This window comes from Streptomyces sp. NBC_00080 (genome assembly GCF_045041255.1).
GTDB lineage: Bacteria > Actinomycetota > Actinomycetes > Streptomycetales > Streptomycetaceae > Streptomyces > Streptomyces coriariae.
The window spans coordinates 8,686,727-8,710,211 of the sequence record NZ_CP108235.1 but is presented as its reverse complement, the minus strand read 5'-3'; the positions used below and the strand labels follow the sequence as shown (position 1 = coordinate 8,710,211).

At 74.2% G+C, this 23,485-nt stretch carries 22 protein-coding genes and 2 pseudogenes; 8 read left to right on the top strand and 16 right to left on the bottom strand.

Features of this window, described 5'->3' with window-relative positions:
• Window positions 1-96: 96 nt before the first annotated feature.
• The 3 genes from OHU34_RS38900 to OHU34_RS38890 all read right to left on the bottom strand — a co-directional run bounded on the left by OHU34_RS38900 (window position 97) and on the right by OHU34_RS38890 (window position 3,107).
• Window positions 97-1,422 (bottom strand): aldehyde dehydrogenase family protein, encoded by a 1,326-nt coding sequence (locus OHU34_RS38900; protein WP_405770914.1) that lies wholly within the window; start codon window positions 1,420-1,422, stop codon window positions 97-99.
• A gap of 135 nt (window positions 1,423-1,557) precedes the next feature.
• Window positions 1,558-2,757, bottom strand: coding sequence for an RNA polymerase sigma factor (locus OHU34_RS38895; protein ID WP_405770912.1), 1,200 nt, complete (start codon window positions 2,755-2,757; stop codon window positions 1,558-1,560).
• Window positions 2,757-3,107: a YciI family protein gene (locus OHU34_RS38890; protein WP_142268755.1), complete on the bottom strand. Its 351-nt coding sequence runs from the start codon at window positions 3,105-3,107 to the stop codon at window positions 2,757-2,759. The genes OHU34_RS38895 and OHU34_RS38890 overlap by 1 nt, the downstream gene beginning before the upstream one ends.
• A gap of 108 nt (window positions 3,108-3,215) precedes the next feature.
• Between OHU34_RS38890 and OHU34_RS38885 the strand changes: the two genes are divergently transcribed.
• The gene (locus OHU34_RS38885) at window positions 3,216-4,244 is read left to right on the top strand and encodes an acyl-CoA dehydrogenase family protein (protein ID WP_142268756.1); all 1,029 of its coding nucleotides are present in this window, start codon (window positions 3,216-3,218) and stop codon (window positions 4,242-4,244) included.
• Between the two features lie 75 nt (window positions 4,245-4,319).
• On the opposite strand, the pseudogene OHU34_RS38880 reads toward OHU34_RS38885, so the two are convergent.
• From OHU34_RS38880 to OHU34_RS38870, 3 genes and pseudogenes are all read right to left on the bottom strand, one after another.
• Window positions 4,320-4,737 (bottom strand): annotated as a pseudogene (locus tag OHU34_RS38880) (alkanesulfonate monooxygenase); the annotation flags it as partial.
• A 95-nt stretch (window positions 4,738-4,832) separates the two neighbouring features.
• Window positions 4,833-5,387 carry an NADPH-dependent FMN reductase gene (gene ssuE / locus OHU34_RS38875; RefSeq protein WP_020126164.1) on the bottom strand — a complete coding sequence of 185 codons (555 nt, stop codon included), beginning with the start codon at window positions 5,385-5,387 and terminating at the stop codon, window positions 4,833-4,835.
• 290 nt (window positions 5,388-5,677) lie between these two features.
• Window positions 5,678-5,755 carry a putative leader peptide gene (locus tag OHU34_RS38870; RefSeq protein WP_362645082.1) on the bottom strand — a complete coding sequence of 26 codons (78 nt, stop codon included), beginning with the start codon at window positions 5,753-5,755 and terminating at the stop codon, window positions 5,678-5,680.
• 143 nt (window positions 5,756-5,898) lie between these two features.
• Between OHU34_RS38870 and OHU34_RS38865 the strand changes: the two are divergent.
• Window positions 5,899-6,365 (top strand): annotated as a pseudogene (locus OHU34_RS38865) (LysR family transcriptional regulator).
• Window positions 6,366-6,423: 58 nt separating this feature from the next.
• Here OHU34_RS38865 and OHU34_RS38860 read toward each other — a convergent pair.
• The 3 genes from OHU34_RS38860 to OHU34_RS38850 all read right to left on the bottom strand — a co-directional run bounded on the left by OHU34_RS38860 (window position 6,424) and on the right by OHU34_RS38850 (window position 9,467).
• Window positions 6,424-6,591 carry a hypothetical protein gene (locus tag OHU34_RS38860; RefSeq protein WP_199920247.1) on the bottom strand — a complete coding sequence of 56 codons (168 nt, stop codon included), beginning with the start codon at window positions 6,589-6,591 and terminating at the stop codon, window positions 6,424-6,426.
• A 68-nt stretch (window positions 6,592-6,659) separates the two neighbouring features.
• Complete coding sequence (locus OHU34_RS38855) at window positions 6,660-8,786, bottom strand: MMPL family transporter (protein WP_405770908.1); 2,127 nt, start codon at window positions 8,784-8,786, stop codon at window positions 6,660-6,662.
• Between the two features lie 174 nt (window positions 8,787-8,960).
• Window positions 8,961-9,467, bottom strand: a complete 507-nt coding sequence (locus OHU34_RS38850; RefSeq protein ID WP_200840013.1) for a MarR family winged helix-turn-helix transcriptional regulator — start codon at window positions 9,465-9,467, stop codon at window positions 8,961-8,963.
• 124 nt (window positions 9,468-9,591) lie between these two features.
• On the opposite strand from OHU34_RS38850, the gene OHU34_RS38845 reads away from it, so the two are divergent.
• Together OHU34_RS38845 and OHU34_RS38840 are read left to right on the top strand one after the other, a co-directional pair.
• Window positions 9,592-11,109, top strand: coding sequence for an SDR family oxidoreductase (locus tag OHU34_RS38845; RefSeq protein WP_142268761.1), 1,518 nt, complete (start codon window positions 9,592-9,594; stop codon window positions 11,107-11,109).
• Between the two features lie 103 nt (window positions 11,110-11,212).
• Window positions 11,213-12,586, top strand: coding sequence for a deoxyribodipyrimidine photo-lyase (locus tag OHU34_RS38840; RefSeq protein WP_142268762.1), 1,374 nt, complete (start codon window positions 11,213-11,215; stop codon window positions 12,584-12,586).
• A 17-nt stretch (window positions 12,587-12,603) separates the two neighbouring features.
• On the opposite strand, the gene OHU34_RS38835 is transcribed toward OHU34_RS38840, so the two are convergent.
• The gene (locus OHU34_RS38835; RefSeq protein WP_405770902.1) at window positions 12,604-13,524 is read right to left on the bottom strand and encodes a LysR family transcriptional regulator; all 921 of its coding nucleotides are present in this window, start codon (window positions 13,522-13,524) and stop codon (window positions 12,604-12,606) included.
• A gap of 157 nt (window positions 13,525-13,681) precedes the next feature.
• Here OHU34_RS38835 and OHU34_RS38830 point away from each other — a divergent pair, with 157 nt between their 5' ends.
• Complete coding sequence (locus OHU34_RS38830; RefSeq protein WP_142268764.1) at window positions 13,682-14,377, top strand: type 1 glutamine amidotransferase domain-containing protein; 696 nt, start codon at window positions 13,682-13,684, stop codon at window positions 14,375-14,377.
• 260 nt (window positions 14,378-14,637) lie between these two features.
• Here OHU34_RS38830 and OHU34_RS38825 read toward each other — a convergent pair whose 3' ends face one another.
• Window positions 14,638-15,603, bottom strand: coding sequence for a MerR family transcriptional regulator (locus OHU34_RS38825; RefSeq protein ID WP_142268765.1), 966 nt, complete (start codon window positions 15,601-15,603; stop codon window positions 14,638-14,640).
• 139 nt (window positions 15,604-15,742) lie between these two features.
• Here OHU34_RS38825 and OHU34_RS38820 point away from each other — a divergent pair, with 139 nt between their 5' ends.
• The 3 genes from OHU34_RS38820 (at window position 15,743) to OHU34_RS38810 (ending at window position 17,839) form a co-directional block, all read left to right on the top strand.
• Window positions 15,743-16,336 carry a sigma-70 family RNA polymerase sigma factor gene (locus OHU34_RS38820; RefSeq protein WP_142268766.1) on the top strand — a complete coding sequence of 198 codons (594 nt, stop codon included), beginning with the start codon at window positions 15,743-15,745 and terminating at the stop codon, window positions 16,334-16,336.
• A gap of 169 nt (window positions 16,337-16,505) precedes the next feature.
• A complete protein-coding gene (locus OHU34_RS38815) occupies window positions 16,506-17,090 on the top strand; it encodes a sigma-70 family RNA polymerase sigma factor (RefSeq protein ID WP_142268767.1) in 585 nt (194 codons plus the stop codon).
• Complete coding sequence (locus OHU34_RS38810; RefSeq protein WP_142268768.1) at window positions 17,087-17,839, top strand: anti-sigma factor domain-containing protein; 753 nt, start codon at window positions 17,087-17,089, stop codon at window positions 17,837-17,839. The genes OHU34_RS38815 and OHU34_RS38810 overlap by 4 nt, the downstream gene beginning before the upstream one ends.
• Window positions 17,840-17,900: 61 nt before the next feature.
• Here the strand turns inward: OHU34_RS38810 and OHU34_RS38805 are convergent, their stop codons facing one another.
• The 5 genes from OHU34_RS38805 to OHU34_RS38785 are packed head-to-tail and all read right to left on the bottom strand — an operon-like array spanning window position 17,901 to window position 23,383.
• On the bottom strand, window positions 17,901-18,701 hold the full coding sequence (locus OHU34_RS38805) for a DUF1295 domain-containing protein (RefSeq protein ID WP_142268769.1): 801 nt from the start codon (window positions 18,699-18,701) through the stop codon (window positions 17,901-17,903).
• The gene (locus OHU34_RS38800; protein WP_405770895.1) at window positions 18,698-20,026 is read right to left on the bottom strand and encodes a class I SAM-dependent methyltransferase; all 1,329 of its coding nucleotides are present in this window, start codon (window positions 20,024-20,026) and stop codon (window positions 18,698-18,700) included. The genes OHU34_RS38805 and OHU34_RS38800 overlap by 4 nt, the downstream gene beginning before the upstream one ends.
• Window positions 20,023-21,309, bottom strand: coding sequence for a class I SAM-dependent methyltransferase (locus OHU34_RS38795; protein ID WP_142268771.1), 1,287 nt, complete (start codon window positions 21,307-21,309; stop codon window positions 20,023-20,025). The genes OHU34_RS38800 and OHU34_RS38795 overlap by 4 nt, the downstream gene beginning before the upstream one ends.
• Window positions 21,306-22,073, bottom strand: coding sequence for a DUF1365 domain-containing protein (locus OHU34_RS38790; RefSeq protein WP_142268772.1), 768 nt, complete (start codon window positions 22,071-22,073; stop codon window positions 21,306-21,308). The genes OHU34_RS38795 and OHU34_RS38790 overlap by 4 nt, the downstream gene beginning before the upstream one ends.
• Complete coding sequence (locus tag OHU34_RS38785; protein ID WP_230193766.1) at window positions 22,067-23,383, bottom strand: NAD(P)/FAD-dependent oxidoreductase; 1,317 nt, start codon at window positions 23,381-23,383, stop codon at window positions 22,067-22,069. The genes OHU34_RS38790 and OHU34_RS38785 overlap by 7 nt, the downstream gene beginning before the upstream one ends.
• Window positions 23,384-23,485 lie beyond the last annotated feature (102 nt).

The following is a 23,485-nucleotide window of genomic DNA, read 5'->3' as shown; positions in this document are numbered from 1 at the left end:
CCTGACGGCCGCTTGGCGGGCTACTTCCGCTCACTCCCGTCCGTTTTCGCCCGCCCGTGCCCGCCGCCCGCACCCGCTCCCCGCGCCTCGCGCGGCTCAGTGCAGCGGCTTCTCCAACACCGCCTTGCGGTGGCTGAACGTCTCGATGGAGTAGCGGCCGTGGTAGTTGCCCATTCCGCTCTCGCCCACTCCGCCGAACGGCAGGTCGGAGACGGTGAGATGGGCGAGAGGCAGGCCGTAGCCGAGGCCGCCGGAAGAGGTCTCGGCGGCGATGCGTCCCCGGGTCTCGCCGGACTCGGTGAAGACGTACAGGGCGAGGGGCTTGTCACGGTCGTTGATGAAGGCGATCGCCTCGTCCAGGCCTTCGACGGTGACGATCGGCAGGATCGGACCGAAGATCTCCTCCCGCATCACGGGCGACCCGGGGTCGACGTCGGCGAGGACGGTGGGCGCGAGGTACTTGTCCGTACGGTCGCTGCCGCCGCCGACCACGATCCGGCCTGAGTCGAGCAGGGCGGCGAGCCGGTCGAAGTGGCGTTCGTTGATGATGCGGCCGTAGGCGTCCGAGGCCTGCGGGTCGGTCCCGTAGAGCGTCTCGACCGCGCGGGCCAGCAGGGGTTCGAGGGCGGCGGCCGTCTCCGGGTCGGTGAGGACGTAGTCGGGGGCGACGCAGGTCTGGCCGGCGTTGAGGAACTTGCCGCGGGCCAACCGGTCGGCGACGACGGAGAGATCGGCGTCGCGGTCGACGAACGCCGGTGACTTGCCGCCGAGTTCGAGGGTGACGGGTGTGAGGTGCTCGGCGGCGGCGCGCAGGACGATGCGGCCGACGGTGCCGTTGCCGGTGTAGAAGATGTGGTCGAAGCGCTCGGCCAGCAGGGCGGTGGTCTCGGGGATCCCGCCCTCGACGACGGCGACCGAGTCGGTGTCGAGGAACGCCGGCAGCAGGCGGGCCAGCGCGGCGGAGGTGGCGGGCGCGAGCTCGCTGGGCTTGACGACCACCGCGTTCCCGGCGGCGAGAGCGCCGACCAGCGGGGCGAGCAGGAGCTGCGCGGGGTAGTTCCAGGGCGCGATGACGAGGACCACGCCGAGCGGGTCGACCTGTGTCCACGCGGTGGCGTCGGCGCCGAGGTGGGCCGGGACCGGGGCGGACTCGGGGCGCAGCCACCCGTCCAGGTGGTCGAGGGTGTGGTCGATCTCCCGGACCGTGAAGTCGATCTCGGTGCGGTACGCCTCGGCGGAGCTCTTGCCCAGGTCGGCGTGGAGGGCGTCGGCCAGGTCGGCGCCCCGCTCGGTGAGCAGCTCACGCAGGCGGCGCAGCTGCTCCGTGCGCCAGGCGACGGGCTTGGTGCGGCCGGTGCGGAACGTGGCGCGCAGCCGGGCCACGACGTCGGCGGGCTGCTCGGGAGTGGCGGGGGTGGTCACGGTGCCTCGCTGGGGTGCGCGGGCCTTGCGGCCCTGGGGTCTCGGTGCGAGCGGTCGGCTCGCTCTCGGCACGAGCAACAGCTCGATGTATATGCCAACCTTTCATGCACCAAAATACATTCCCGGGGGCGCCGACTACTCCCCGGCCTCTTCGCCGAGCGCGTGTCTGCGCCGGTCGAGGAAGGCCCGTTCCGCCGGACTCTCGCTCAGCGCGAGGGCCGCCTCGTAGGCGCGCGCGGCCTCGGCGGCCCGGTCCAGGCGGCGCAGCAGGTCGGCGCGGACCGCGTGCCACACGTGGTAGCCGTCGAGGTCCAGCGCGTCGACGAGCTCCAGGGCCCGGCCCGGGCCTTCCGTCTCCGCCACGGCGACCGCCCGGTTCAGCGCCACGACCGGGCTCGGGGCGCGTTCCATGAGCTGGTCGTACAGGCGCAGGATCTGCCGCCAGTCGGTGTCGGCGGCGGTCGGCGCGTCGCTGTGGACGGCCTGGATCGCGGCCTGGATCTGGTACGGCCCCGGCCGGTTGCGGCGCAGACAGCGACGGACGAGCGACTGCCCCTCGGTGACCAGGTCCCGGTCCCATCGGCCGCGGTCCTGCTCGGGCAGCGGTACGAGTGTGCCGTCGGCGTCCTCCCGCGCCGTCCGGCGCGAGTGGACGAGCAGCATGAGCGCCAGCAACCCGGTGACCTCGGGCTCGTCCGGCATCAGCTCGGTGAGCAGCCGGCCGAGGCGCAGGGCCTCGGCGCACAGGTCCGGGTCGCCCCCGTACCCCTCGTTGAAGATCAGGTAGACGACGGCGAGCACACCGTTCAGCCGGTCGGGCAGGTCGGCGTCGCGCGGCACGCGGTACGGGATGCGCGCGTCCCGGATCTTCGCCTTGGCGCGGACCAGCCGCTGGGCCATGGTCGCCTCGGGGACGAGGAAGGCACGGGCGAGCCGGGCGGTGGTGAGTCCGCCGAGGAGGCGCAGGGTCAGGGCGACCTGCGCCTGCGGGGCCAGGGCGGGATGGCAGCAGGTGAAGATCAGACGGAGCCGGTCGTCACGCACGGGGCCCTCCTCCGCGGGCGGCTCGGTCGCGTACAGCAGGGATGCCTCGGCGTGCCGGGCCTCCCGGGTGGACTCCCGGCGCAGCCGGTCGACGGCCCGGTTGCGGGCGGTGGTGATGATCCAGCCCGCCGGGCTCGGCGGCACACCGGTCCGCGGCCAGCGCCCGACGGCCGTGGTGAAGGCGTCCTGCACCGCCTCCTCGGCGAGGTCGATGTCGCCGAGGAGACGGACCAGGACGGCGACGGACCGGCCGTACTCCGCGCGGAAGACGGCCTCTACGTCGAGGGGCATCAGGCCTCGCCCATGAAGGGGCGCACCTCGATGGGGAGGGTGGTGGCCCAGGTCGCCCGGCGGCCCCAGTGCAGGGCGGCGTCCAGGTCCGGCGCCTTGATCAGGCAGATCCCGCCGAGGTATTCCTTGCCCTCGGCGTACGGTCCGTCGGTGACGAGGACGTCACCGCCGCCCGGCCGCAGCACGGTGGCCGTCTCCGGCCCGTGCAGCCCTCCGGCGAACACCCAGGCGTCGGCCTCGCGCAGCTCCTGGTGGAACGTCTCGAGGTTGCGGCCGATCTCCGCCATCCCCTCGGCCGACGGCGGCTCGCCCTCGCTGGGCGTGATCACGCTGAGCAGGTAGTACTTCATGACGTCCTCCGCGTCTCGTGCAGGTCGCGTGCCGTTCTGTCACCTCCTACACGAACGGCGGCCCCCCGGATCGACACCCCGCGCCACGAAACCGGAAGAATCCCGCCCATGACCGCACCGCACCCCCTCGTCACGCGCGCCCGCAGCCTCGCGGACGGCCTCCTCGCCCCGCACGCCGAACAGGTCGACCAGGAGGAGGTCCCCACGAGCCACCTCGCGGAGATCAGACGCTCGGGCCTGCTCGGGCTGAACGCGCCGAAGGAGTACGGCGGGGCCGGGGCACCCGGTGCGGTGCTGCGCGAGACGACGGAGATCCTGGCCGGGGCGTGCTGCTCGACCTGGTTCGTGCAGGCGCAGCACCACACGCCGGTACTGACCCTGGCCGGGAACGACGGTCCGGCGCGTGAACGCCTGCTGGGCCCGCTGGCGAGCGGTGAGCTGCTGTCGGGAGTGGCGTACGCACACCTGCGGGCGTATCCGCGCGTCCCCGTCCGGGTCACCCCGGAGCGGGCCGGCTGGCGCTTCGACGGGACGGTCCCCTGGTACACGGGATGGGGCCTGAACGATGTGCTGCTGCTCGCCGGGGTCACCGACACCGGCGAGGTCCTCTTCGCCTTCACCGAGGCGCGCGAGCAGCCGGGCCTGCGCGCCTCGGCCCCCATGCGCCTCGCCGCCCTCGGCGCGGCCCGCACGGTCTCCCTGGAACTGGACGGCCTGTGGCTCCCCGATGAGGCGGTCGCGCTGCGCACCCCGCACGAACGCTGGTCGGCGGCGGACCGCCTGAGGACGGTGAACGCCAACCCGGCGGTCTTCGGTGTCACCGAAGCGGCCCTGACCCTGCTGGACGAGGACACGGCCGCGCCGCTGCGCGCCCGTCTCACGGAGGTCCGCACCCGGGCCTACGCCCTCGCCGACGGTCCGGCGCCCGATGAGCGCCTGGCGGAGCGCCTGGCCCTGCGGACCCGGGCGTCCGAGGTGATGCGGACGGCGACCACGGCGGCGGTGGTGACCGGCGGCGGCCGCTCCATGCTGCTGACGAACAGGGCCCAACGCCTGGCGAGGGAGGCCCTGTTCCTCATGGTCCAGGCCCAGACGCGGGAGTCACGCGCGGACCACTTGAGGTCACTGACCGACTAGCTGCCCCCAGGGGCGCGGGGAACTGTGCGGGCAATCACCCACGATCCGCATGCGCCGGCACCCCGGACACCCCGCTCAGCCGGCGAACGGCACCTGCACCGACGCCACCTGCTCGCCTGCGGGGTGTTCCCACAGCCCCTCGCCGACCAACCGGGGCAGCACGCCCTCCCCGAACCATGTACGCCTCCTCCAGATGCGGGTAGCCGGACAGCACGAACTCCTCGATCCCCAGCGCCGCGTACTCCTCGATGAGCCCGGCGACCTCCTCATGGCTGCCCACCGGAGCGGTCCCCGCGCCGCCGCGGAACAGGCCGATCCCGGCCCAGAGGTGGGGATGGATCTCCAGCCCGTCCCGGCTGCCGCCGCCGTGCAGCGCGAGCATCCGCTGCTGCCCCTCGGACTCACTGCGCGCCGGCCCTGCCTGGACGGACCGTACGGTCTCCGCGTCGAACCCGGCGAGCAGCCGGTCCGTCTCCGCCCAGGCCTCCTGCGATCGCGGAGGCTCCGGCGCGGAGCTCCTCGGACAGCGAGGTGGCGACGGCGAGTGCCTCGGCGTCGTCGGCGATGACATGGGCGGACATCGTGCGCTCAGCTCGCCGCGGCCAGGTACGGCGTCCGCCCGAGCGCGGCCGAGAACTGGTCGACGACGTGGGTGAGGGCCTCGGTGGCGGTCGGGGCGACCGTGACGGAGCCGTCCTCGTGGGCGGTGATGTCCTTGTCCAGGGTGAACCAGCCCTGCACGATGTGGGCCGCTCCCATGGAGTTGAGCACGGGGCGCAGGGCGTAGTCGATGGCGAGGACGTGGGCGGTGGATCCGCCGGTGGCCAGCGGCAGGACCGTCTTGCCGGTGAGCGCGTACTGCGGGAGCAGGTCGAGGAGCGCCTTGAGGACGCCGGAGTAGGACGCCTTGTAGACCGGGGTGCCCACGATGACACCGTCGGCGCGCGCGAAGAGCTCGGTGGCCTCGACGATCGCCGGATGGCGGAAGTCCGCGCCGAGCAGGGCCTCGGCCGGGATGGTACGGACGTCGAGCGGAATCACCTCGTGCCCCTGGAGGGCGAGCCGCTGGTCGAGGTGGCGCAGCAGACGGCCGGTGCGGGAGGAGGCGGAAGGGCTGCCGGAGACGGACAGGACGGTGGCCATGGGTCCTCTTTCGAAGGAGCCCGGGGCACCCCGGCAGGGCGGGGCGCTCCGGTGGGAGCGGTCAGGAGTACCGGGCGGGCGCGGGCAGTTCGCTCTCGAGGACCCGGCGGCCGACCTCGCGGCGAATTTCACGGGCGCGGCGGGCATGCGGAACTCCTGGTGCGGAATGCTTTCGGGCACGCCGAATTCACGGGGCGCGGCGGCGCCGACGGGGTGCGGACGCCAAGGGGCGGGCGGGCGCGTGAATTCAGGTGGGGAAAAGGAAAAGCGCGGCGGATCGCGAGGGAGGATCAGGCCACGGCGCAACAGGAGGCGCTGGAGACGCGCGCGAGGTCGACATGGCGTCGCCGCGTGAGGTCCAGTCGCATCTTCATGTCCTCGATCGTGGCAGCCGCTTCCGACGGCAGTCAAGGCAAACCCGACCGGTCTCGTATCGCGGACCATTGAATTTCACGAAGGTGTGCCAGGGAAACCCTTGAACGGGCGCCGAACGGGCCCGCATTCTTCCGTGGTGCGTACGGAACAGCTGGAATACATCGCGGCGGTCATCCGGCTCGGTTCGCTGCGTCGGGCCGCCGAGGAACTACGGCTTTCCCAGCCCGCGTTGAGCGAGACGGTGCGGAACCTGGCCCGCCGAGTTCGAGTCCACCGAGCTGCTGCGCGGCCGGCCGGTGGTGTGCATGCGCACCGACAGCCCGCCGGCCTCAGCGCCGTCGGTGTCGGTGGACGACCTGCTCGACGTACCGCTGATCGGGATGCGGTCGGGCTACGTCATGCATCGCTACGTCCATCGGCTTCGGGGACCCGCTGGAGCGGCGCGGGGCGCTCACCCACCGGCCGATCAGCGGCGACACGACACAGGTGCTGCTGATGCTGCAGCGACGGCGGGCGGAATCCGTATCCCGGGCCGCCCGGGACCTGCACGAGGTGTTCGTGCGCACGGCGCGGACGCTGAGCGCGGCGCCCGGGGCGCCGTAGGGACGGCCACGAGGGTGGCCGTCCCGTCGCGCGCGGGCCGCGCGTGCCCGCCCGGGTCTCAGTCCTCGTCGCCGAGCGGGACCACGACGAGGAAGGCGTCCGACTTCAGGTCCATGACCACCGTCGCGGGCTCCCCCTCGGCGCGCCGCCGCGCCGCGTACTCCTCCGCGGGCCACGACCCTCGCGGGGATCCTGCGGGGAAACGCTCCAACACCTTCGCGCCCATAGCGGCGGACACCTCCCGTGCGAGACGGACAATCTCTCCGGGAGTTCTGGTGCCCTGGATCCGCGCGGTCATGTTCCGGTTCTCACCGACGGCTCGTCAGCTGCCTCGTCAGCTGCCTTGTCGCCGTCGCGACCGAGCCATCCCGGCCACCAGGCCGGGGCGCCGATGTCCCGCACGAGCGCGGGCACCAGCAGCGAGCGCACCACGAGCGTGTCGAGCAGGACGCCGAAGGCGACGATGAAGGCGATCTGGGCGAGGAAGGCCAGCGGGATCACCCCGAGCGCGGCGAACGTGGCGGCGAGCACCACCCCGGCCGAGGTGATGACGCCGCCGGTGGTGACCAGACCCCGCAGGACGCCTTCGCGCACGCCGTGCAGCAGGGACTCCTCGCGCACCCGGGACATGAGGAAGATGTTGTAGTCGACGCCCAGCGCCACCAGGAAGACGAAGCCGTACAGCGGCACGGACGGGTCGGTGCCGCTGAAGCCGAACACGTGCCGGAACACCAGGGAGGAGACGCCCAGGGTGGCGAGGAAGTTCAGCGCCACCGTGGCCACCAGCAGCGCGGGCATCAGCAGCGAGCGCAGCAGGACCGTCAGGATGAGGAAGATGATGGCGAGGACGACGGGGACGATGAGGGTGCGGTCGCGTTCGGCGGTGCGCAGGGTGTCGTACCGCTGGGCCGTGTAGCCGCCGACGAGGGCGTCCGCGCCGGGGACGGCGTGCAGGGAGGTGCGCAGGCGCGCCACGGTCCGCAGGGCCGCGTCGCCGTCCGCCGCGGAGTCGAGGGTGACATCGACCCGGACCCGCCCGTCGACCACCAGGGGTGCGCCGCCGGGCCGGCCCGAGGCGGTGGCGCCGGCCGCCGAGGCGACGCCCTCGGTGTCCCGGGCCGCGCCGAGGACCTGCGCCAGCCGGTCGGCGTTCGCGACGACCACGGTGGGGTTGCCGGAGCCACCGGGGAAGTGCCGGCCCAGGGTCTCCTGCGCGGCGACGGAGGGTGCGTCGTTCACGAAGGTCTCGTCGAGGGGTACGCCCTTCGAGGCGAGCGTCGGGGCGAAGGCGGCCCCGGCCAGCAGGACGGCGAGCGTCACCGCCCAGACCCGGCGCGGCGCCCGGTCGACGAGGGCGGCGACGCGCCGCCAGACGCCGTGGCCCGCGCCGCCCGCCGTCATCCGGGCGGGCCAGTACGCGGCCTTGCCGAGCAGGACCAGGACGGCGGGCAGGAAGGTCAGTGTGCTGAGTACGGCGCAGCCGATGCCGATGGCGCCGACCGGGCCGAGGGCGCGGTTGTTGGTGAGGTCGCTGAGCAGCAGGGCGAGCAGTCCCAGGGCGACGGTCGCGGCGCTGGCCACCACGGCGCCCCAGGACTTGCGCAGTGCGGCCGTGATGGCGGCGAACCGGTCGGTGCGCGCGGCGAGTTCCTCCCGGTAGCGGGCGGTGAGCAGCAGGGCGTAGTCGGTGGCGGCGCCGATCACGAGGATCGAGAGGATGCCCTGGACCTGCCCGTCGACGCGCACCACGTCGTGGTCGGCGAGCGCGTAGACGACCGCACAGGCGAGGCCGAGCGCGAAGACCGCGCCGAGGATGATCACCAGCGGGAGCAGCACGCTGCGGTACACGAGCAGCAGGATGACGAGGACGGTGGCCAGCGCCACGGCGAGCAGCAGCCCGTCGATGCCGGCGAAGGCGTCGGACAGGTCGGCCTGGGTCGCGGCCGGTCCGGCCAGTCGGACCGTCGTGCCGGGGACGCGTTCCGCGGCGGCGCGGATCCGGTCGAGGGTGGGGGCGAGGTCGTCCCCGAGGTCGGGGCGCAGGGGCACCACGCCCTCGACGGCCTCCCCGTCCTCGGAGAGCAGCGCGGGCGACACGTCACCGGACACGCCCCGGTCGTCGGCGAGGGAGGCGAGCGCCTGGCCGGCGGCGTCCAGCCGGTCCTCGATCCCGGTCCCGCCGGCTCCGGTGCCCGCGGTCCAGACGACGATCGCCGGGAGGGTCTCGTTCTGCCGGAAGGCGCGTTGCGCGGCGACGACCTCCGTGGATTCGGCGCTGCGGGGCAGGAAGGCGGCCTGGTCGTTGGTGGCGACCTCGCCCAGCCGTCCGGCGTAGGGGCCGAGGACGCCGCCGACGCCGAGCCACACGGCGACGAGGAGGACCGGGACGAGCCAGCGGGCGCGTCGTGGGGTGGTGGACATCGTTCTCCAGCTCCGGAAGGGAAGGGCTCGGGCAGTGGCAGGGGTAGCTCGACGCGAAAGGTATCTCAACAACAAACAATCTCAATGATTGAGTAGGTTTTCGCCGAGTGATCTTAGACGTTGCCTGTCCTTCTGCCCTCTGCCGGTCCCCGGATGCGACGGACCGCGGCTTTTTCAGCGCCCTGGAGGAGTGATCCCGGACAGTTCCTCGCCCATCGCCGTGAGGAAGCGCAGCACCACCGACAGCTCGTCCTCGGTGAACCGCGAGCGCGCGGCCCGGGTCGCCTCGGCCAGCGGCCGGAAGTAGGTGCGGGCCACCGACTTGGCGTCGGCCGCGTAGTACAGGTGGACCACCCGGCGGTCGGCGCTCTCCCGGACCCGACGGATGTGCCCCGCGCGCTCCAGCCGGTCCACGCACGCGGTGACTGCGCCGGAGGTGAGCCCGAGATGCTCGCGCAGTCGCTTCGGGGTCATCGGCCCGTCGGCGTCCAGGATCGCGGCGAGCGCCTGCACGTCCGTCGCGTGCAGTCCCTGGTCGCCCGCGAACCCGTGCACCAGTCGGTTGATCTCGCCGTTCATCCGCCGCAGCCGAACCGCGAAGGCATGCAGGTCGGTCGGCGCCGCGGACGCCTCGGACGACTGTCCCGGCACCCGCCCCTCACGGTCGTTCGCTGTGGCCACGGGGCCAGCGTAGTCGGCGTACGCGATCACTCGTTCGTGCGCACAAGTCCCTGCCGCATCCACGGCCCTCCCGCGCGTGGAAGCGATCTGCGAGAGGGCCACCGACGCGAAGGAGCGAGGACTCATGACCGCAGACGGCCGGGGCACACTGTGCCTGGTGACCGGCGCCACGGGATACATCGGCGGCCGGCTCGTCCCGGAGCTGCTGGCGGCGGGCCACCGGGTGCGCTGTCTGGCCCGCTCCCCCGACCGGCTGCGCGACCACGAGTGGGCCGGTGACGTCGACCGGGTGCGCGGCGACGTCACGGACGCCGCGTCGGTCGCGGCGGCCCTGCGGGGCGTCGACGTCGCGTACTACCTGGTGCACGCGCTGGGCACCGGTGAGGACTTCGAGGAGACCGACAGGCGGGCGGCACGGATCTTCGGGGAGCAGGCGCGGGCGGCGGGCGTGCGCCGCATCGTCTACCTCGGCGGCCTCACACCGGCCGGGGTGCCCGAGCAGGAGCTCTCGCCGCATCTGCGCTCACGGGCCGAGGTGGGGAGGATCCTGCTGCACTCGGGGGTGCCCACCACCGTGCTGCGGGCCGCGGTCGTGATCGGCTCGGGCTCGGTCTCCTTCGAGATGCTGCGCTATCTGACCGAGCGACTGCCGGTGATGGTCACCCCGAGCTGGGTGCACACCCGGATCCAGCCCATTGCCGTCCGCGACGTGCTGCGCGCCCTCGTCGGTTCCGCCGGGATGCCGGACGACGTCAGCCGGACCTTCGACATCGGCGGGCCGGACGTCCTGACGTACCGCGAGATGATGATCCGCTACGCCGTCATCGCCGAACTGCCCCGCCGGCTCATCCTGTCCGTGCCGGTGCTCACCCCCCGGCTCTCCAGCCACTGGGTCGGGCTGGTGACCCCGGTGCCGGCCTCGATCGCGCGACCGCTCACCGAGTCGCTGCGGCACGAGGTGGTCTGCCACGAGCACGACATCGCCCGGTACGTGCCGGACCCGCCCGGCCATCCGCTCGGCTTCGACGAGGCGGTCCGGCTCGCCCTGCGCAGCGTGCGGGAAGCGCGGGTCGCCACCCGCTGGTCCTCCGCCTCCTTCCCGGGCGCCCCCAGCGACCCGCTGCCCACCGACCCCGGCTGGGCGGGCGGCAGCCTCTACACCGACGTCCGCGAACTGGCCGTCGACGCTCCCCGGGAGTCCCTGTGGCGGGTGATCGAGGGCATCGGCGGCGACAACGGCTGGTACTCCTTCCCGCTCGCCTGGGCCGTCCGCGGCCGGCTCGACCGGCTGGTCGGCGGGGTGGGGCTGCGCCGCGGCCGCCGGGACGCCGCCCGGCTGCGGGTGGGCGACTCGCTGGACTTCTGGCGGGTCGAGGAGATCGAACGCGGACATCTGCTCCGGCTGCGGGCCGAGATGCGGCTGCCGGGCCTGGCCTGGCTGGAGATGTACGCGGAGACGGACGCCGACGGCCGGACCCGGTTCCGCCAGCGCGCACTGTTCCATCCGCACGGGCTGCTCGGCCACGCCTACTGGTGGAGCATCTCCCCCTTCCACGCCCTCGTCTTCGGCGGCATGGCCCGCAACATCGCCCAGGCGGCGGTGGCCGACGCGACGGCACGCGCGGGGGAGCCGGTCCGCTGACCGGCCGTACGCGGAGGCCCGCCCGCCGCCCGCCTCCTGCATCCGCCGGGCGCCGCTTGCCGGAATCAGGTGACCGTCCGAAACCCTGCCCCGGAGCACTGCCATGAACGTCTCGGTCGTCCTGTTCACCGCGGACCTGCGTCTGCACGACCATCCGCCGCTGCGCGCGGCCCTCGACGGGGCGCGGCAGGTGGTCCCGCTGTTCGTGCGCGACCGGGCCGTGGACGATGCCGGGTTCGCCGCGCCGAACCGGCTGGCGTTCCTCGCCGACTGTCTGCGCGATCTCGACGCGGGCCTGCGCGAGCGGGGCGGCCGGCTCGTCGTGCGCTCGGGCGGCCTGGTCGAGCAGGTGTGCCGGGTGGCCGCCGAGGCGGACGCGGACGAGGTCCACCTGGCCGCCGACGGGAGCGCGCACGCGCGCCGCCGCGAGGAACGGCTGCGGCGCGCCCTGGAATCGGAGGGCGTGCGGCTGCATGTGCACGACGCGGTGACGACCGCCGTCGGGCCCGGTGCGGTGACCCCGGCCTCCTCGGACCACTTCGCCGTCTTCACGCCGTACTTCGGGCACTGGTCGCAGTGGCGGCTGCGCGAACCGCTCGGCGCGCCGCGGACCGTGCGGGTGCCGGACGGGGTCGGTTCGCAGGAGCTGCCCACCCGGAAGGGGCTGGCCGGACTGTCGCCGGGGCTGGCCCCCGGGGGCGAGAAGGAGGGCCGCGAGCGGGTCACCGCCTGGCTGCGATCGGGCATCGGCGCCTACGAGGACGGGCACGACGACCTGGCGGGCGACGCGACCTCCCGGCTCTCGCCGCATCTGCACTTCGGCACCCTGTCCCCGGTGGAGCTCGTGCACCGGGCGCGCCGCGCGGGCGGGCCGGGAGCCGAGGCGTTCGTGCGGCAACTGGCCTGGCGCGACTTCCACCGCCAGGTGCTGGCGGCCCGGCCCGCCGCGGCGAGCGCCGACTACCGCACCAAACACGACCGCTGGCGTTCGGAGCGGACGGCGGGCGAGGACATCGAGGCCTGGCGGGCGGGCCGTACCGGCTATCCGGTGGTGGACGCGGCGATGCGGCAGCTGAGCCACGAGGGGTGGATGCACAACCGGGGCCGGCTGCTCACCGCGAGCTTCCTCACCAAGACGCTGTACGTCGACTGGCGGGTCGGCGCCCGGCACTTCCTGGATCTGCTGGTCGACGGGGACGTGGCCAACAACCAGCTCAACTGGCAGTGGATGGCGGGGACCGGCACCGACTCGCGGCCCAACCGGGTCCTCAACCCCGTCACCCAGGCGAAGCGGTACGACCCCGACGGGACGTACGTACGGCGCTGGCTGCCGGAACTCGAAGGCGTGGCGGCACCCGCCGTACACGAGCCGTGGAAGCTGCCGGGCCCGGACCGGGCGGCGCTCGACTACCCGGATCCGATCGTCGAGCTCTCCGAGGGACTCGCCCGCTTCCGACGGGCCAGGGAGCGCTCCTGAGCGCTCGCCGCCCTTCCTCACCAACCGGGTGCCGCGGCCAGCAGGAGATCGCGGACCCGGGTCACGTCCCCGTTCTCCACCGCGCCGGGGCGCCGGACGAGGAACGCCGTGTTGATCGGCGGGTCCGGCGGCTCGTGGAGCGGGACGAGGGTGCCGCAGGCCAGCTCGCCGAGGCAGAGGTAGCGGGGCAGCACGGTGATCCCCGCGCCCGCGACGGATGCGGCCAGCACACCGCGCAGGTCGGGCACGGTCACCGCGGCGGAGCCCGACAGGCGGCGGCCGAAGACGTGCCGCCAGTAGCGGCGCGCGATGGGCAGGTCCTCGGCGTAGGTGACCAGCGGGACGCCGTGCAGTGCCGTCGGCCCGTCGGCGGCCAGCGGTCCGCGCAGCCGGTCGGCCCACACCGGGGCGGCGACCAGCACGAACTCCTCATCCATCAACGGGACCGCGGTCAGGGTCCGACCTCGCGGCCGGGTGGTGGCGATGACCAGGTCGTGCCGTCCCGCCCGCAGCTCCTCGAGCAGCGGGTCGGTCAGGCCGGTGGCGACGCGCAGCCGGACGCCGCCGGCCACCAGTGGCGCCAGCGCCGGGATCACGCGGGTGCACAGCAGTTCGGCGGGCCCGGCGAGGTGCACCGGGTCGGCCCGGCCGGCCGCCGGGTCCGGACCGGCCACGGTGGCCAGCTCGTCGAGCGGCGCGGAGACCCGGGCCGCAAGCTCGTCGGCCACCGCGGTCGGCGAGACGCCCCGCGGGAGCCGCTCGAAGAGCTCACGCCCGGCCTGCCGCTCCAGAGCCCGCATCTGCGTCGTCACCGTCGGCTGGGACAGGCCCAGCAACTGCGCCGCTCCGGTGAACGAGCCCGAGCGGTACACCGCGAGGAAGGTGCGCAGCAGGTTCAGGTCCAGATGCTCGGCGGGGCGGCCTTCGGTATGTTCCACCTGGCCAGTATTCCTCCCGCACCCATAGGAAGCTCTATGTCGGGCATTGGAATCCTCATTGGATCCCTATGCCTCGACCGCCTACGTTCGACAAGGCACTTCCCGCGCCGGGGTCCGCGATCGCGAAGCTCGGCACCGACACTTCCGGAGTTCACCCATGGCCAAGATCCTCTTCGTGCTGACCGGCGCCGACCACTGGACGCTCGCCGACGGCACCCTGCACCCCACCGGCTTCTGGGCGGAGGAGGCCGTCGCCCCGTACGAGGCGTTCCGGGCGGCCGGCCACGAGGTCGTCGTCGCCACGCCGGGCGGTGTCGTCCCGACCGTGGACCAGGGCAGCCTGGCGGCCGAGGTCAACGGCGGCCAGGAGGCCGCCGACCGCATCGCCGCCGCACTCGACGCCATCCCGGAGCTGCGACGGCCGCTCCGGCTGGAGGACGTGGACCTCGGCGACCACGCGGCCGTCTTCTACCCGGGCGGGCACGGCCCCATGGAGGACCTGGCGGTCGACGCCGTCTCCGGTCGGCTCCTGGTCGACGCCCTCCGGTCGGGCAAGCCCCTGGGTGTCGTCTGCCACGGCCCCGCCGCGCTGCTCGCCGCGGTGACCGAGGACGGCTCCAACGCCTTCGCCGGCTACCGGGTCGCCGCGTTCACCAACGCGGAGGAGCTCCAGGCCGGCCTGGGCGACAAGGCCAAGTGGCTGCTCCAGGACCGGCTGACCGAGGCGGGCGTCGAAGTGCGGGTCGGCGAGCCGTGGGCGCCGCACGTGGTGGTGGACCGCAACCTGATCACCGGCCAGAACCCGGCCTCCTCGGCCCCCCTCGCCACGGAACTCCTGAAGCACCTGGGCTGACCCGGCCGACCGCCCCCACCGGGCGCACCCGGCGGGGGCGGACACGGCCCCGTACGGCGGGTGCGGCGGTGCCGGTCGGTGGGCCCGGTGCGGGTGCGTCGGCGCCGCACGGTGTCCCGGTCGGCAAGTGCGGGTCGGCGCGGGTCGGCGTCGGCGGATCCGCGGATTCTTGGCGGCGGACGCGCAGGACCCGACGTCCGCCGCCGGTCGGCCCGCCCTGGTCGGTGCGCGCCCGCCGCGCGGCGGGCGGGTGTCGCTCGTCAGGGGGCCTGGGTGCCGGCCAGGATGGTCAGGGCGTCGCTCAGGCCGGTGGGGCGGGGCAGGCCCGGGGCGGGGCGGCCGGCCCAGCCGGGTCCGGCGAGCATCACGGTCGGGGCACGGCGGGCCCCGGTGACGCCCCAGCGGGTCTCGGCGATGTGCCGGGCGAGGGGCAGGCTCGCGGTGGAGCGGGCCTGTGCCCACAGGACCACGGCGACCGGGCCCAGCCGCTGCACGGCCGCGGTCAGCGCCTCGACGGGCACGGCCGCCCCGAACATCCGGGTGGGGACGTCGAGTTGACCGAGCCCCGCGTTCAGCGCCTCCAGCGGCAGGCTGTGCTGTTCGCCCGGCACACAGGCCAGCACCACCGGCCCCGGCCCGCCCGCCGCGTCCCCCGGCACGACGGGCCGGGTGGCGCGGCGCAGGGCGGTGGAGACGTGCCAGGACAGCAGGTGCTCCACCTCGACGTACCGGTCGCCGGACGAGGCCCACTTGCGTCCCACGGCGTGCAGCGTGGGGACCATCACCTCCTGCCAGGCCACGGTGAGTCCGTGCCGTTCGACGGCCGTGGCCAGTTGCTCCGCGACGGCCGGCGCGTCGAGCCGCACGGCGGCGCGGGCCAGCCCCCGGCACTCCTGACGGACGTCGCCGCCGAGCGGCAGGGCACCCGCCGCGGCCGGCCGTTCGGTGACCGCGCGCGCCGGTTCGGCAGAAGGCGGGAGCACCCCCTCCTTCGCCGCTCGGGCCGCGTCCGCCGGGGGCACACCGGAGGCGGTGAGCCGGCACATCGTCTCCAGTACGGCCACGTCCGCCGCCCGCCAGCGCCGGTGCCGCCCGTCGGCGCGCACGGCGGGCCCGATGCCGTACCGGCGGTCCCAGGAACGCAGGGTGGTGGGCGCCACGCCCAGTCGGCGGGCCAGTGCCCCGGTCGTCAGGCCGGCCTCGTCGGGGCTCGGGAATGCGCTCATGGGCCGACGATACGACGCAGAAACGATGCATGTTGAGGCGCCCGGTGTGCGGCTCGCAGGATGAGGTGACCGGGGCCCGCCCCGGAGCACGTCCCGGACCGGCCTGAGCGCAGGCCGCCCGACGCGAGGAGCCGTCGTCATGAGCCCGCAGCCGACCGCCGTACCCTGTCCCGTCCCGACGCAGGAGTCGCTCGCCGACGAGGAACTCGCCCGGGGCCTGGTATCGGGGGACGAGGCGTCCCTGGCCGCCGTGTACCACCGCTGGCGCGCCCTGGTGCACTCGCTCGCCTGGCGTTCCCTGGGCGACGCCAGGGAGGCCGAGGACGTCACGCAGCAGGTGTTCCTCGGGGTGTGGAACGGCCGTGCGGGCTACCGGCCCGAACGGGGCGCGCTCGGCGGCTGGATCGTGGGCATCACCCGGCGCAAGATCGCCGACGCGCTGGCCGCCCGGACCCGCCGCCAGGAACTCGTCGCCTCGGCCGGCTCCTGGCTGACCCTGCGCGACCCGGGACGCGGTCGTCCCGAGGAGGTCCTGGACCGCGTCCTGGTGCGCGGCGAGCTGGCCCGGCTCCCGGCACCCCAGCGGCAGGTGCTGCGGCTGACCTTCTACGAGGACCTGACGCAGACGCAGATCGCCGAGCGCACGGGCTGGCCGCTGGGCACGGTCAAGAGCCACGCCCGGCGCGGCATGCTGCGGCTGCGCGGCCGTCTGCAGTCCGGCCCGCACGGCTGAGTCCCCGTACGGCCGCACCCCCTTCCGCACGCGCGTTCCCCGGGCGAACCGAAATTCGACGCACAAACGCTGCGTTCGACTTCGCCGAAGAACAGCGGGCGCGGACCAATCCCCCGCCCCTCGTGCACCGGATTACGTCCGGACCTACCGCACTCCCGAAGGATCCCCCGTGAAAGAAGCCGTCCACATCGGCCGGAACCCGGCCTCCCAGCCGGATCCCCAGGAACTGCTGGGCGCGGTGGCCCTGGGCGACCAGGAGGCCTTCGCCGGTCTCTACGACATCGTCGCGGGACCGGTGCTGGGGGTGGTGCGCGCGGTGCTGCGCGACCGGGCGCAGTCCGAGGAGGTGGCCCAGGAGGTGCTCGTGGAGGTGTGGCGATCGGCTCCCCGGTACCGCCCCGAGCGCGGCTCGGCCGTCAACTGGGTGCTGACCATGGCGCACCAGCGGGCCGTCGACCGGGTCCGGTCGGTGCAGGCCGCGGCGGCACGCGAGCACCGGGCCGCCCTGCTCGACCACGCGCCCGAGTACGACGAGGTCATCGAGCAGGTGGAGGCCCGGCTCGAACGGGAGCAGGTCCGGCGCTGTCTGCGCACGCTGACCGAGCTCCAGCGGCAGGCGGTGGAGCTCGCCTACTACCGGGGGCTGACCTACCGCCAGGTCGCCGAGGCCCTGACGGTGCCGCTCGGCACCGTGAAGACCCGCCTGCGCGACGGGCTGATCCGGTTGCGCGACTGCCTGGGGGTGAGCGCGTGATCACGTCGGATCTGCACACGCTGTCGGGCGCGTACGCCCTGCACGCCCTGGAGGACGACGAGCGCGCCGCGTTCGAGCGGCACCTCGCGGACTGCGAGGCCTGTGCCCGTGAGGTCGGGGAGTTCACCGCGACGGCCGCCCGGCTGGGGCTGGCGGTGTCGGTGCGGCCGGCGCCCGGCGGGCGGGACCAGGTGCTGCGGCGGATCGCCGAGGTCCGGCAGGCCACCCCGGCCCGGACGCCCTGGGACCGCTCGGAACGCAGGGCACGACGGGCGTGGTGGGCGTCCCGCTGGATGCTGGCCGCCTGCCTGGCGGCGACGGCCGCGCTGGGCGGCACGACGGTGTGGCAGTACCAGCGCGCCGAGGACGCCCGGGCCGAGGTCGGCCGCTCCCAGCGCGCGTCCGCGGAACTGTCTGCGGTGCTCGCCGCTCCCGACGCCCGCTCGCGCACCGTCCGGCTGGCGGACGGGGCCGAGGGGACGGTGGTGGTGTCCGCGAGCCTCGACCGTGCCGTGTTCCTCGCCGCCGGGATGGCCGAACCGCCCGGCGGCAAGGTCTATCAGCTGTGGTTCGACGAGCACGGGGTCATGCGCGACGCGGGGCTGATGGACCCGCGTCGCACGAGCCAGGCGGTGGTGCTGCGGGGACCGGTCGACGGCGCGTCCGCGATGGGCATCACGGTCGAGCCGGCGGGCGGCTCGACGGAGCCCACCTCGCAGCCCGTCGCGCTGCTGCCGTTCCCCACCTGACCGGGACGGCCCCCGGGTCGACGCCTTGGCGACGCCTGGGGGTCGCCTGGGCGACGCCTGGTCAGCGCCTGGGCGGTCGCGGGAAGAAGCCGCTCGTCCGCGAGACGTACTCGGTGTAACCGGGCCGCTCGGCCATGTGCCGTTCCAGGAGCGGCTTGCCGCTGCCCCGGATCAGCAGGAAGCTCATCACCAGCGGCGAGACGAAACCGACCAGGGCCGAGGCCGCGGAGTCGCACGCGATGAGGAACAGACCCCACCAGACACAGAAGTCCCCGAAGTAGTTGGGGTGCCGGGTGTAGCGCCACAGGCCCCGGTCCATGACCCGGCCCCGGGTGGCCGGATCCGCCTTGAACCGGGCCAGCTGGGCGTCGCCCACCGCCTCGAAGAACATCCCCACCGCCCACAGCGCGGTGCCGGCCCAGGCGAACGCGGTCATCCGCGCCGGCACGTACTGCGCGGCCTGGACCGGCAGCGAGACCAGCCACACCAGGGCACCCTGAAGCAGGTACACCATGCGCAGCGCGTACAGATTCCGGCTGCCGGGCGCCTTCGCGAGCATCGCCTCGTAGCGGGGGTCCTCTCCGTGGCCGCGGCCGCGGCGCGCGATGTGCGCGGCCAGCCGCAGTCCCCAGACGGCCGTCAGGACGGTGACCAGGACACGGCGCCCGGTGTCGCCGTGCCCGGCGGAGGCCACGCAGGTCACGAGGGCGACGGCGGTGAAGGCGACTCCCCAGGCGACGTCCACGAGACGGTGTACGCCCTTGCGGACGGCCAGGGCGAAGGTGGCGAGCAGGACGACGAGGACGGCCGCGGCGGCCCACGCGAGGTTGAGCGCGAACGCGCCCCAGGGGAATGCGCTCATGACCGCTCCAGCCCCGTGTACCAGCCCTCGGGACTGCCGGGCATCCCGCTCTCCCCCAGCGAGGTCGGCCGTACGCAGAGGATCTGGTCGACGCCCATCCGGCCTTGCTCGAAGGCGAGCGCGCCGCCGACCAGATAGAGCCGCCACACCCGGGCCGTCTCCGCACCGACGAGCCGCACCACGTCGGCCCAGCGGTCCTCCAGCGTGCGGTGCCAGGCCGCGACGGTGCGCACGTAGTGCTCGCGCAGCGACTCGGCGGACCGCACCTCGAGACCGGCGCCCTCCAGGAGCGTGACGGTCTCGCCGAGCGGCCGCATGTGCATGTCGGGGGCGATGTAGGCCTCGATGAACGGACCGCCGCCGGGCGCGTTCCGCCCTCGCGACATCTGCTGCACGAGCACCCGGCCGCGCGGGCGGACCAGCCGGCGCAGCGCGGCGGCGAAGGCGGGGTATTCGGCGTCCCCTACGTGTTCGCCCATCTCGATGGTGGCGACGGCGTCGTAGGCCCCGCCGTCGATGTCCCGGTAGTCCTGGCACACCACCTCGACGCGGTGCTCCAGGCCCCGTTCGCGCACCTTGCGCCGTACGTACGCGGCCTGTTCGTGTGCCAGGGTGACGGCGGTGACCTGGGCCTTGTGCCGCTCGGCGGCGTACAGGGTGAGCGAGCCCCAGCCGCACCCGATGTCGAGCAGCCGCGCGCCGGGGACGACGGCGAGCTTGCGGCAGACCAGTTCCAGCTTGGCGTACTGGGCCTCGGCGGGTGTGCGGTCCGGGTCCTCGTCCGCCCAGTAGCCGCACGAGTAGGCCATCGGCTCGCCGAGGAGCAGCCGGTAGAAGTCGTTGGACAGGTCGTAGTGGTGGCTGATCGCGGCCCGGTCCCGGGCCCGGCTGTGCAGGCCGCCGCGCAGCCGGGCCTGGGCGGCGGGCGGGGCCGGGCGCGGTCCGACGGCACCGAGCCGCAGCGCCTCGGCCGCGGCGCGGGTGCGGTCGGCGAGGCCGGGCCGCGGGGCGAACGGGCCCCGTTCCCGGGCGGCCGCCCAGAGGGTCCGCAGCGCGTGGCCGAGGTCGCCCTCGATGTCGAGCTCGCCGGTCACATAGGCCTGGGCGAGGCCGAGTTCGCCGGGTTCCCAGAGCAGGCGGCGCAGGGCGCGGCGGGAGCGTACGACCACGACGGGGCCGTCGGCCGGGCCCGCCTCGCTGCCGTCCCAGGCGCGCAGCCGGACGGGCAGGGCCGTACCGAGCGTCTCCTCGACGAGAGCGGCGAGCCGGTGGGCGGCGCCGGGCCGCGCGGTGCGGGCGCTGCGGGCGGTGCGCACGTCGGTCATCGGGTCGGGTCCTCCTTGGCGAACAGGTACTGCTGGACGTCGAGGTAGCCGGAGCGGAAGCCGGCCTCGGAGTAGGCGAGGTAGAGGGTCCACATCCGACGGAAGGTGGCGTCGAAGCCGAGGGCGGCGACCTCGTCGGCGCGCTCGGTGAACCGTTCGCGCCACAGCCGCAGTGTCTCGGCATAGTGCGCGCCGAAGCCGTCGCGGCGGGCGACGGTCAGCCGGGTGTGGTCGCGGACGGTGCGCTCGACGGCCTCGACGGAGGGCAGCAGGCCGCCGGGGAAGATGTACTTCTGGATCCAGGTGTGGGTGTCCCGGCTGGCCAGCATCCGTTCGTGCGGCATGGTGATGGCCTGCAGGGCGGCCCGGCCGCCGGGGGCGAGCCGGTCGTCGAGGGTGCGGAAGTAGACCGGCCAGAACTCCTCGCCGACGGCTTCGATCATCTCGACGCTGACGACGGCGTCGTAGCTGCCGCGTGCCTCGCGGTAGTCGCACAGCTCGACCGTGACCCGGTCGGCGAGGCCGGCGTCCCGGACCCGGGCGAGGGCGAGGTCGCGCTGTTCGCCGGAGAGGGTGAGCGAGGTGACGTGGGCGCCGCGCGCCGCGGCCCGCAGCGCCAGTTCGCCCCAGCCGGTGCCGATCTCCAGCAGCCGGGTGCCGCGCTGGACGCGCGCGAGGTCGAGCAGCCGGTCGATCTTGCGGTGCTGGGCGGCGGCGAGCAGGTCCCAGCGGGCCGGGAAGCCGCGGAAGAGCGCCGAGGAGTAGGTGAGTGTCTCGTCCAGGAACAGGGTGAAGAGGTCGTTGGACAGGTCGTAGTGGCGGCTGATGTTGGCGCGGGCGTTGTCCGGGGTGTTGCGCCGGTGGTGCGGCTGCCGTTGGGCCCACCGGCCCCGCAGGCGCTGCAGCGGGGCCGGGATCAGGTCGGCCGCGTGGGCGGCGAGCACGGTGAGCGGGGCGACCAGGTCGGGCGCGTCCCACTCGCCGGCCATGTAGGACTCGCCGAAGCCGATCAGGCCGTGGGTGCCGATCCGGGCGTGGAAGGCGCGCGGGTCCCTGATCTCCAGCAGCGGCCCGCCCCGGCCCACGGAGGTGCCGTCCGCGTAGCGGGCCCGCAGCGGCAGCCGGTCCAGTGCCCTTCGGACGACGGCGCCGGTCACGGCGGTCCGGACGCGGGCGGCGGACGGCGGGGCGGCCACGCCGGGCCGGTGTGCGGCGTCCGCGTGGGGGACGGCGTGGCAGTCACCCCGCCGTACGGTGACGGGGCGGGGCTCGACGTACGTCATGGGTTGTTCTCTCCGGTGCGGTGGTCGGGACGGGGTCGGACGGGCAGACCGCGCAGGTACAGGCGGATGCCGTGCAGTCGGATGGCGGCGGAGACGGCGACGGTGGACCAGGGGCGGCGCAGCGCCTGGCGCAGCAGCCGCCCGTTCGTTGCTTCCCGCCGCGTGCCCCGCACGGTTGCGGTGAAAGGGCGCCCGCCCGCGCGGTCGAGGTGCACGGTGAGGTCGAGGCGCTCGTCCGGCCTGGGCAGCCGCATGCGGTAGTGGCCGTCGACGGGGAAGAACGGCGAGACGTAGAACTCCTTGTCGGTCCCCGCCCTGCCGTCGGCGTCCGTGTCGAGCAGATAGCAGTGGCGTTCGCCGTAGGTGTTGTGGACCTCGGCGACCACGCAGCGCGGCTCGCCGTCGGGGCCGTGGCACCAGTACACGGTGAGCGGGTTGAAGACGTGTCCGAACACGCGAGCCTGGGTGAGCATGAGCACCGGGCCGCCCGCCAGGTCGACGCCGTGCGTCGCCAGGAAGGCGTCCAGGCCCGCCCGGATGCCGGGCTCGTCGCCGGTGAAGTGGTCGCGCGCGTCGAAGCGGGTCAACGCCCTCAGCGGACCCGGGAGTTCGGGCGGGTGGTCGACGTCGACCAGCCACAGGTGGGTGCGGTGGCGCAGCACGTACCGCAGGGGCGCGGTGCGCACATGGGTGATCGTGCAGGGGTACAGGGCGGGCGTCGGGGTGACCACCCGCTCGGCCCGCGCGCTCCGCGGGGTCACCATCGCACCCCCAGTGCGGCCGCCGCCGTCACTCCGGAACGGCAGCCGTCCTCGTGGAACCCCCAGCCGTGGTAGGCGCCCGCGAACGCGGTGACGGTGGTGTTCAGACCCGGCAGGTCCCGCTGGGCGGCGACCGACTCCGGGGTGTAGACGGGGTGTTCGTAGGCCATGCGGGCGAGGATCCGGCCGGGGTCGACGCGGTCCTCGCCGCCGAGGGTGACCACGTACGGCTCGGCCGCGTCGAGCCGCTGGAGCCGGTTCATGTCGTAGCTGACCCGGACGTGGTCGGCGCCCGCGGCGCAGGACGGCATCAGGTAGTTCCAGGAGGCCCGGGCGCGCCGGGCGCGCGGGAGGACCGAGGTGTCGGTGTGCAGGAGGGTGACGTTGCGCGCGTAGCGGAACGCGCCGAGCACCTCCTTCTCCCGCGGGGTGGCGTCGGCGAGCATCCGCAGCGCCTGGTCGGGGTGGACGGCGATCACCACGGCGTCGTAGGACTCGCTCACGCCGTCGGCGGTGGTGATCTCGGCGCCGTCCGGGGTGCGCCGCACGGCCCGTACGGGGGTCCCGGTGCGGACGGTGTCCAGGCGCTCGGCGACCCGGTCGACGTACTCGCGCGAGCCGCCGGTCACCGTGCGCCACACCGGGGAGCCGCCGATCGCGAGCATCCCGTGGTGCTCCAGGAACCGGAACAGATAGGCGGCCGGGTAGCGCTGGGCGGTGACGGCGTCGCAGGACCAGACGGCCGCGACGACCGGCGTCATGAAATGCGCGCGGAAATAGGGGGAGAAGCCCTCGCGGTCGAGGAAGTCCCCCAGCGTGAAGGTGTCCTCGGCCCCGTGGGCCAGCAGTCGGCGGGCCGCCCGGTGGAAGGCGGGGACCTCGGCGAGCAAGCGCAGGTAGGGCAGGCGCACGGCGTTGCGCGGCCGGGCCAGGAGGCCGGCGGCGCCGCGGGCGCCGGTGTACTCGAGCCCGCAGCCGTCGCACCGTACGGACATGCTCATCTCCGACTCCTGGGTGGAGACGCCGAGATCGTCGAAGAGCCGCAGCAGGTGGGGGTAGGTACGGCGGTTGTGCACGATGAAGCCGGAGTCGACGCGGTGGACCCGGCCGTCGGGTCCGGTGAGGTCGTGGGTGTGGGCGTGTCCGCCGAGCCGGTCGTCGGCCTCGTAGAGGGTGACGCGGCGGTTTGCGCGGCGCAGCACATGCGCGGCGGTCAGCCCGGCCACCCCGCTGCCCACGACCGCCGTCCGCCGTCGCCCGTCGGACCCGGCCCCGGGTCCCCCGCGCGGCTCGCCGCCGTCCGCCCCTGTCATCCGCACCATCGTCCGCTCCTCCCGCCCGGCCCCGGGGCGGGGCCGTCGGTGTAATCCGAGGCCGCGGGCGCAGCGGATTGGCGCGAGGCCGGGATTCTTTGC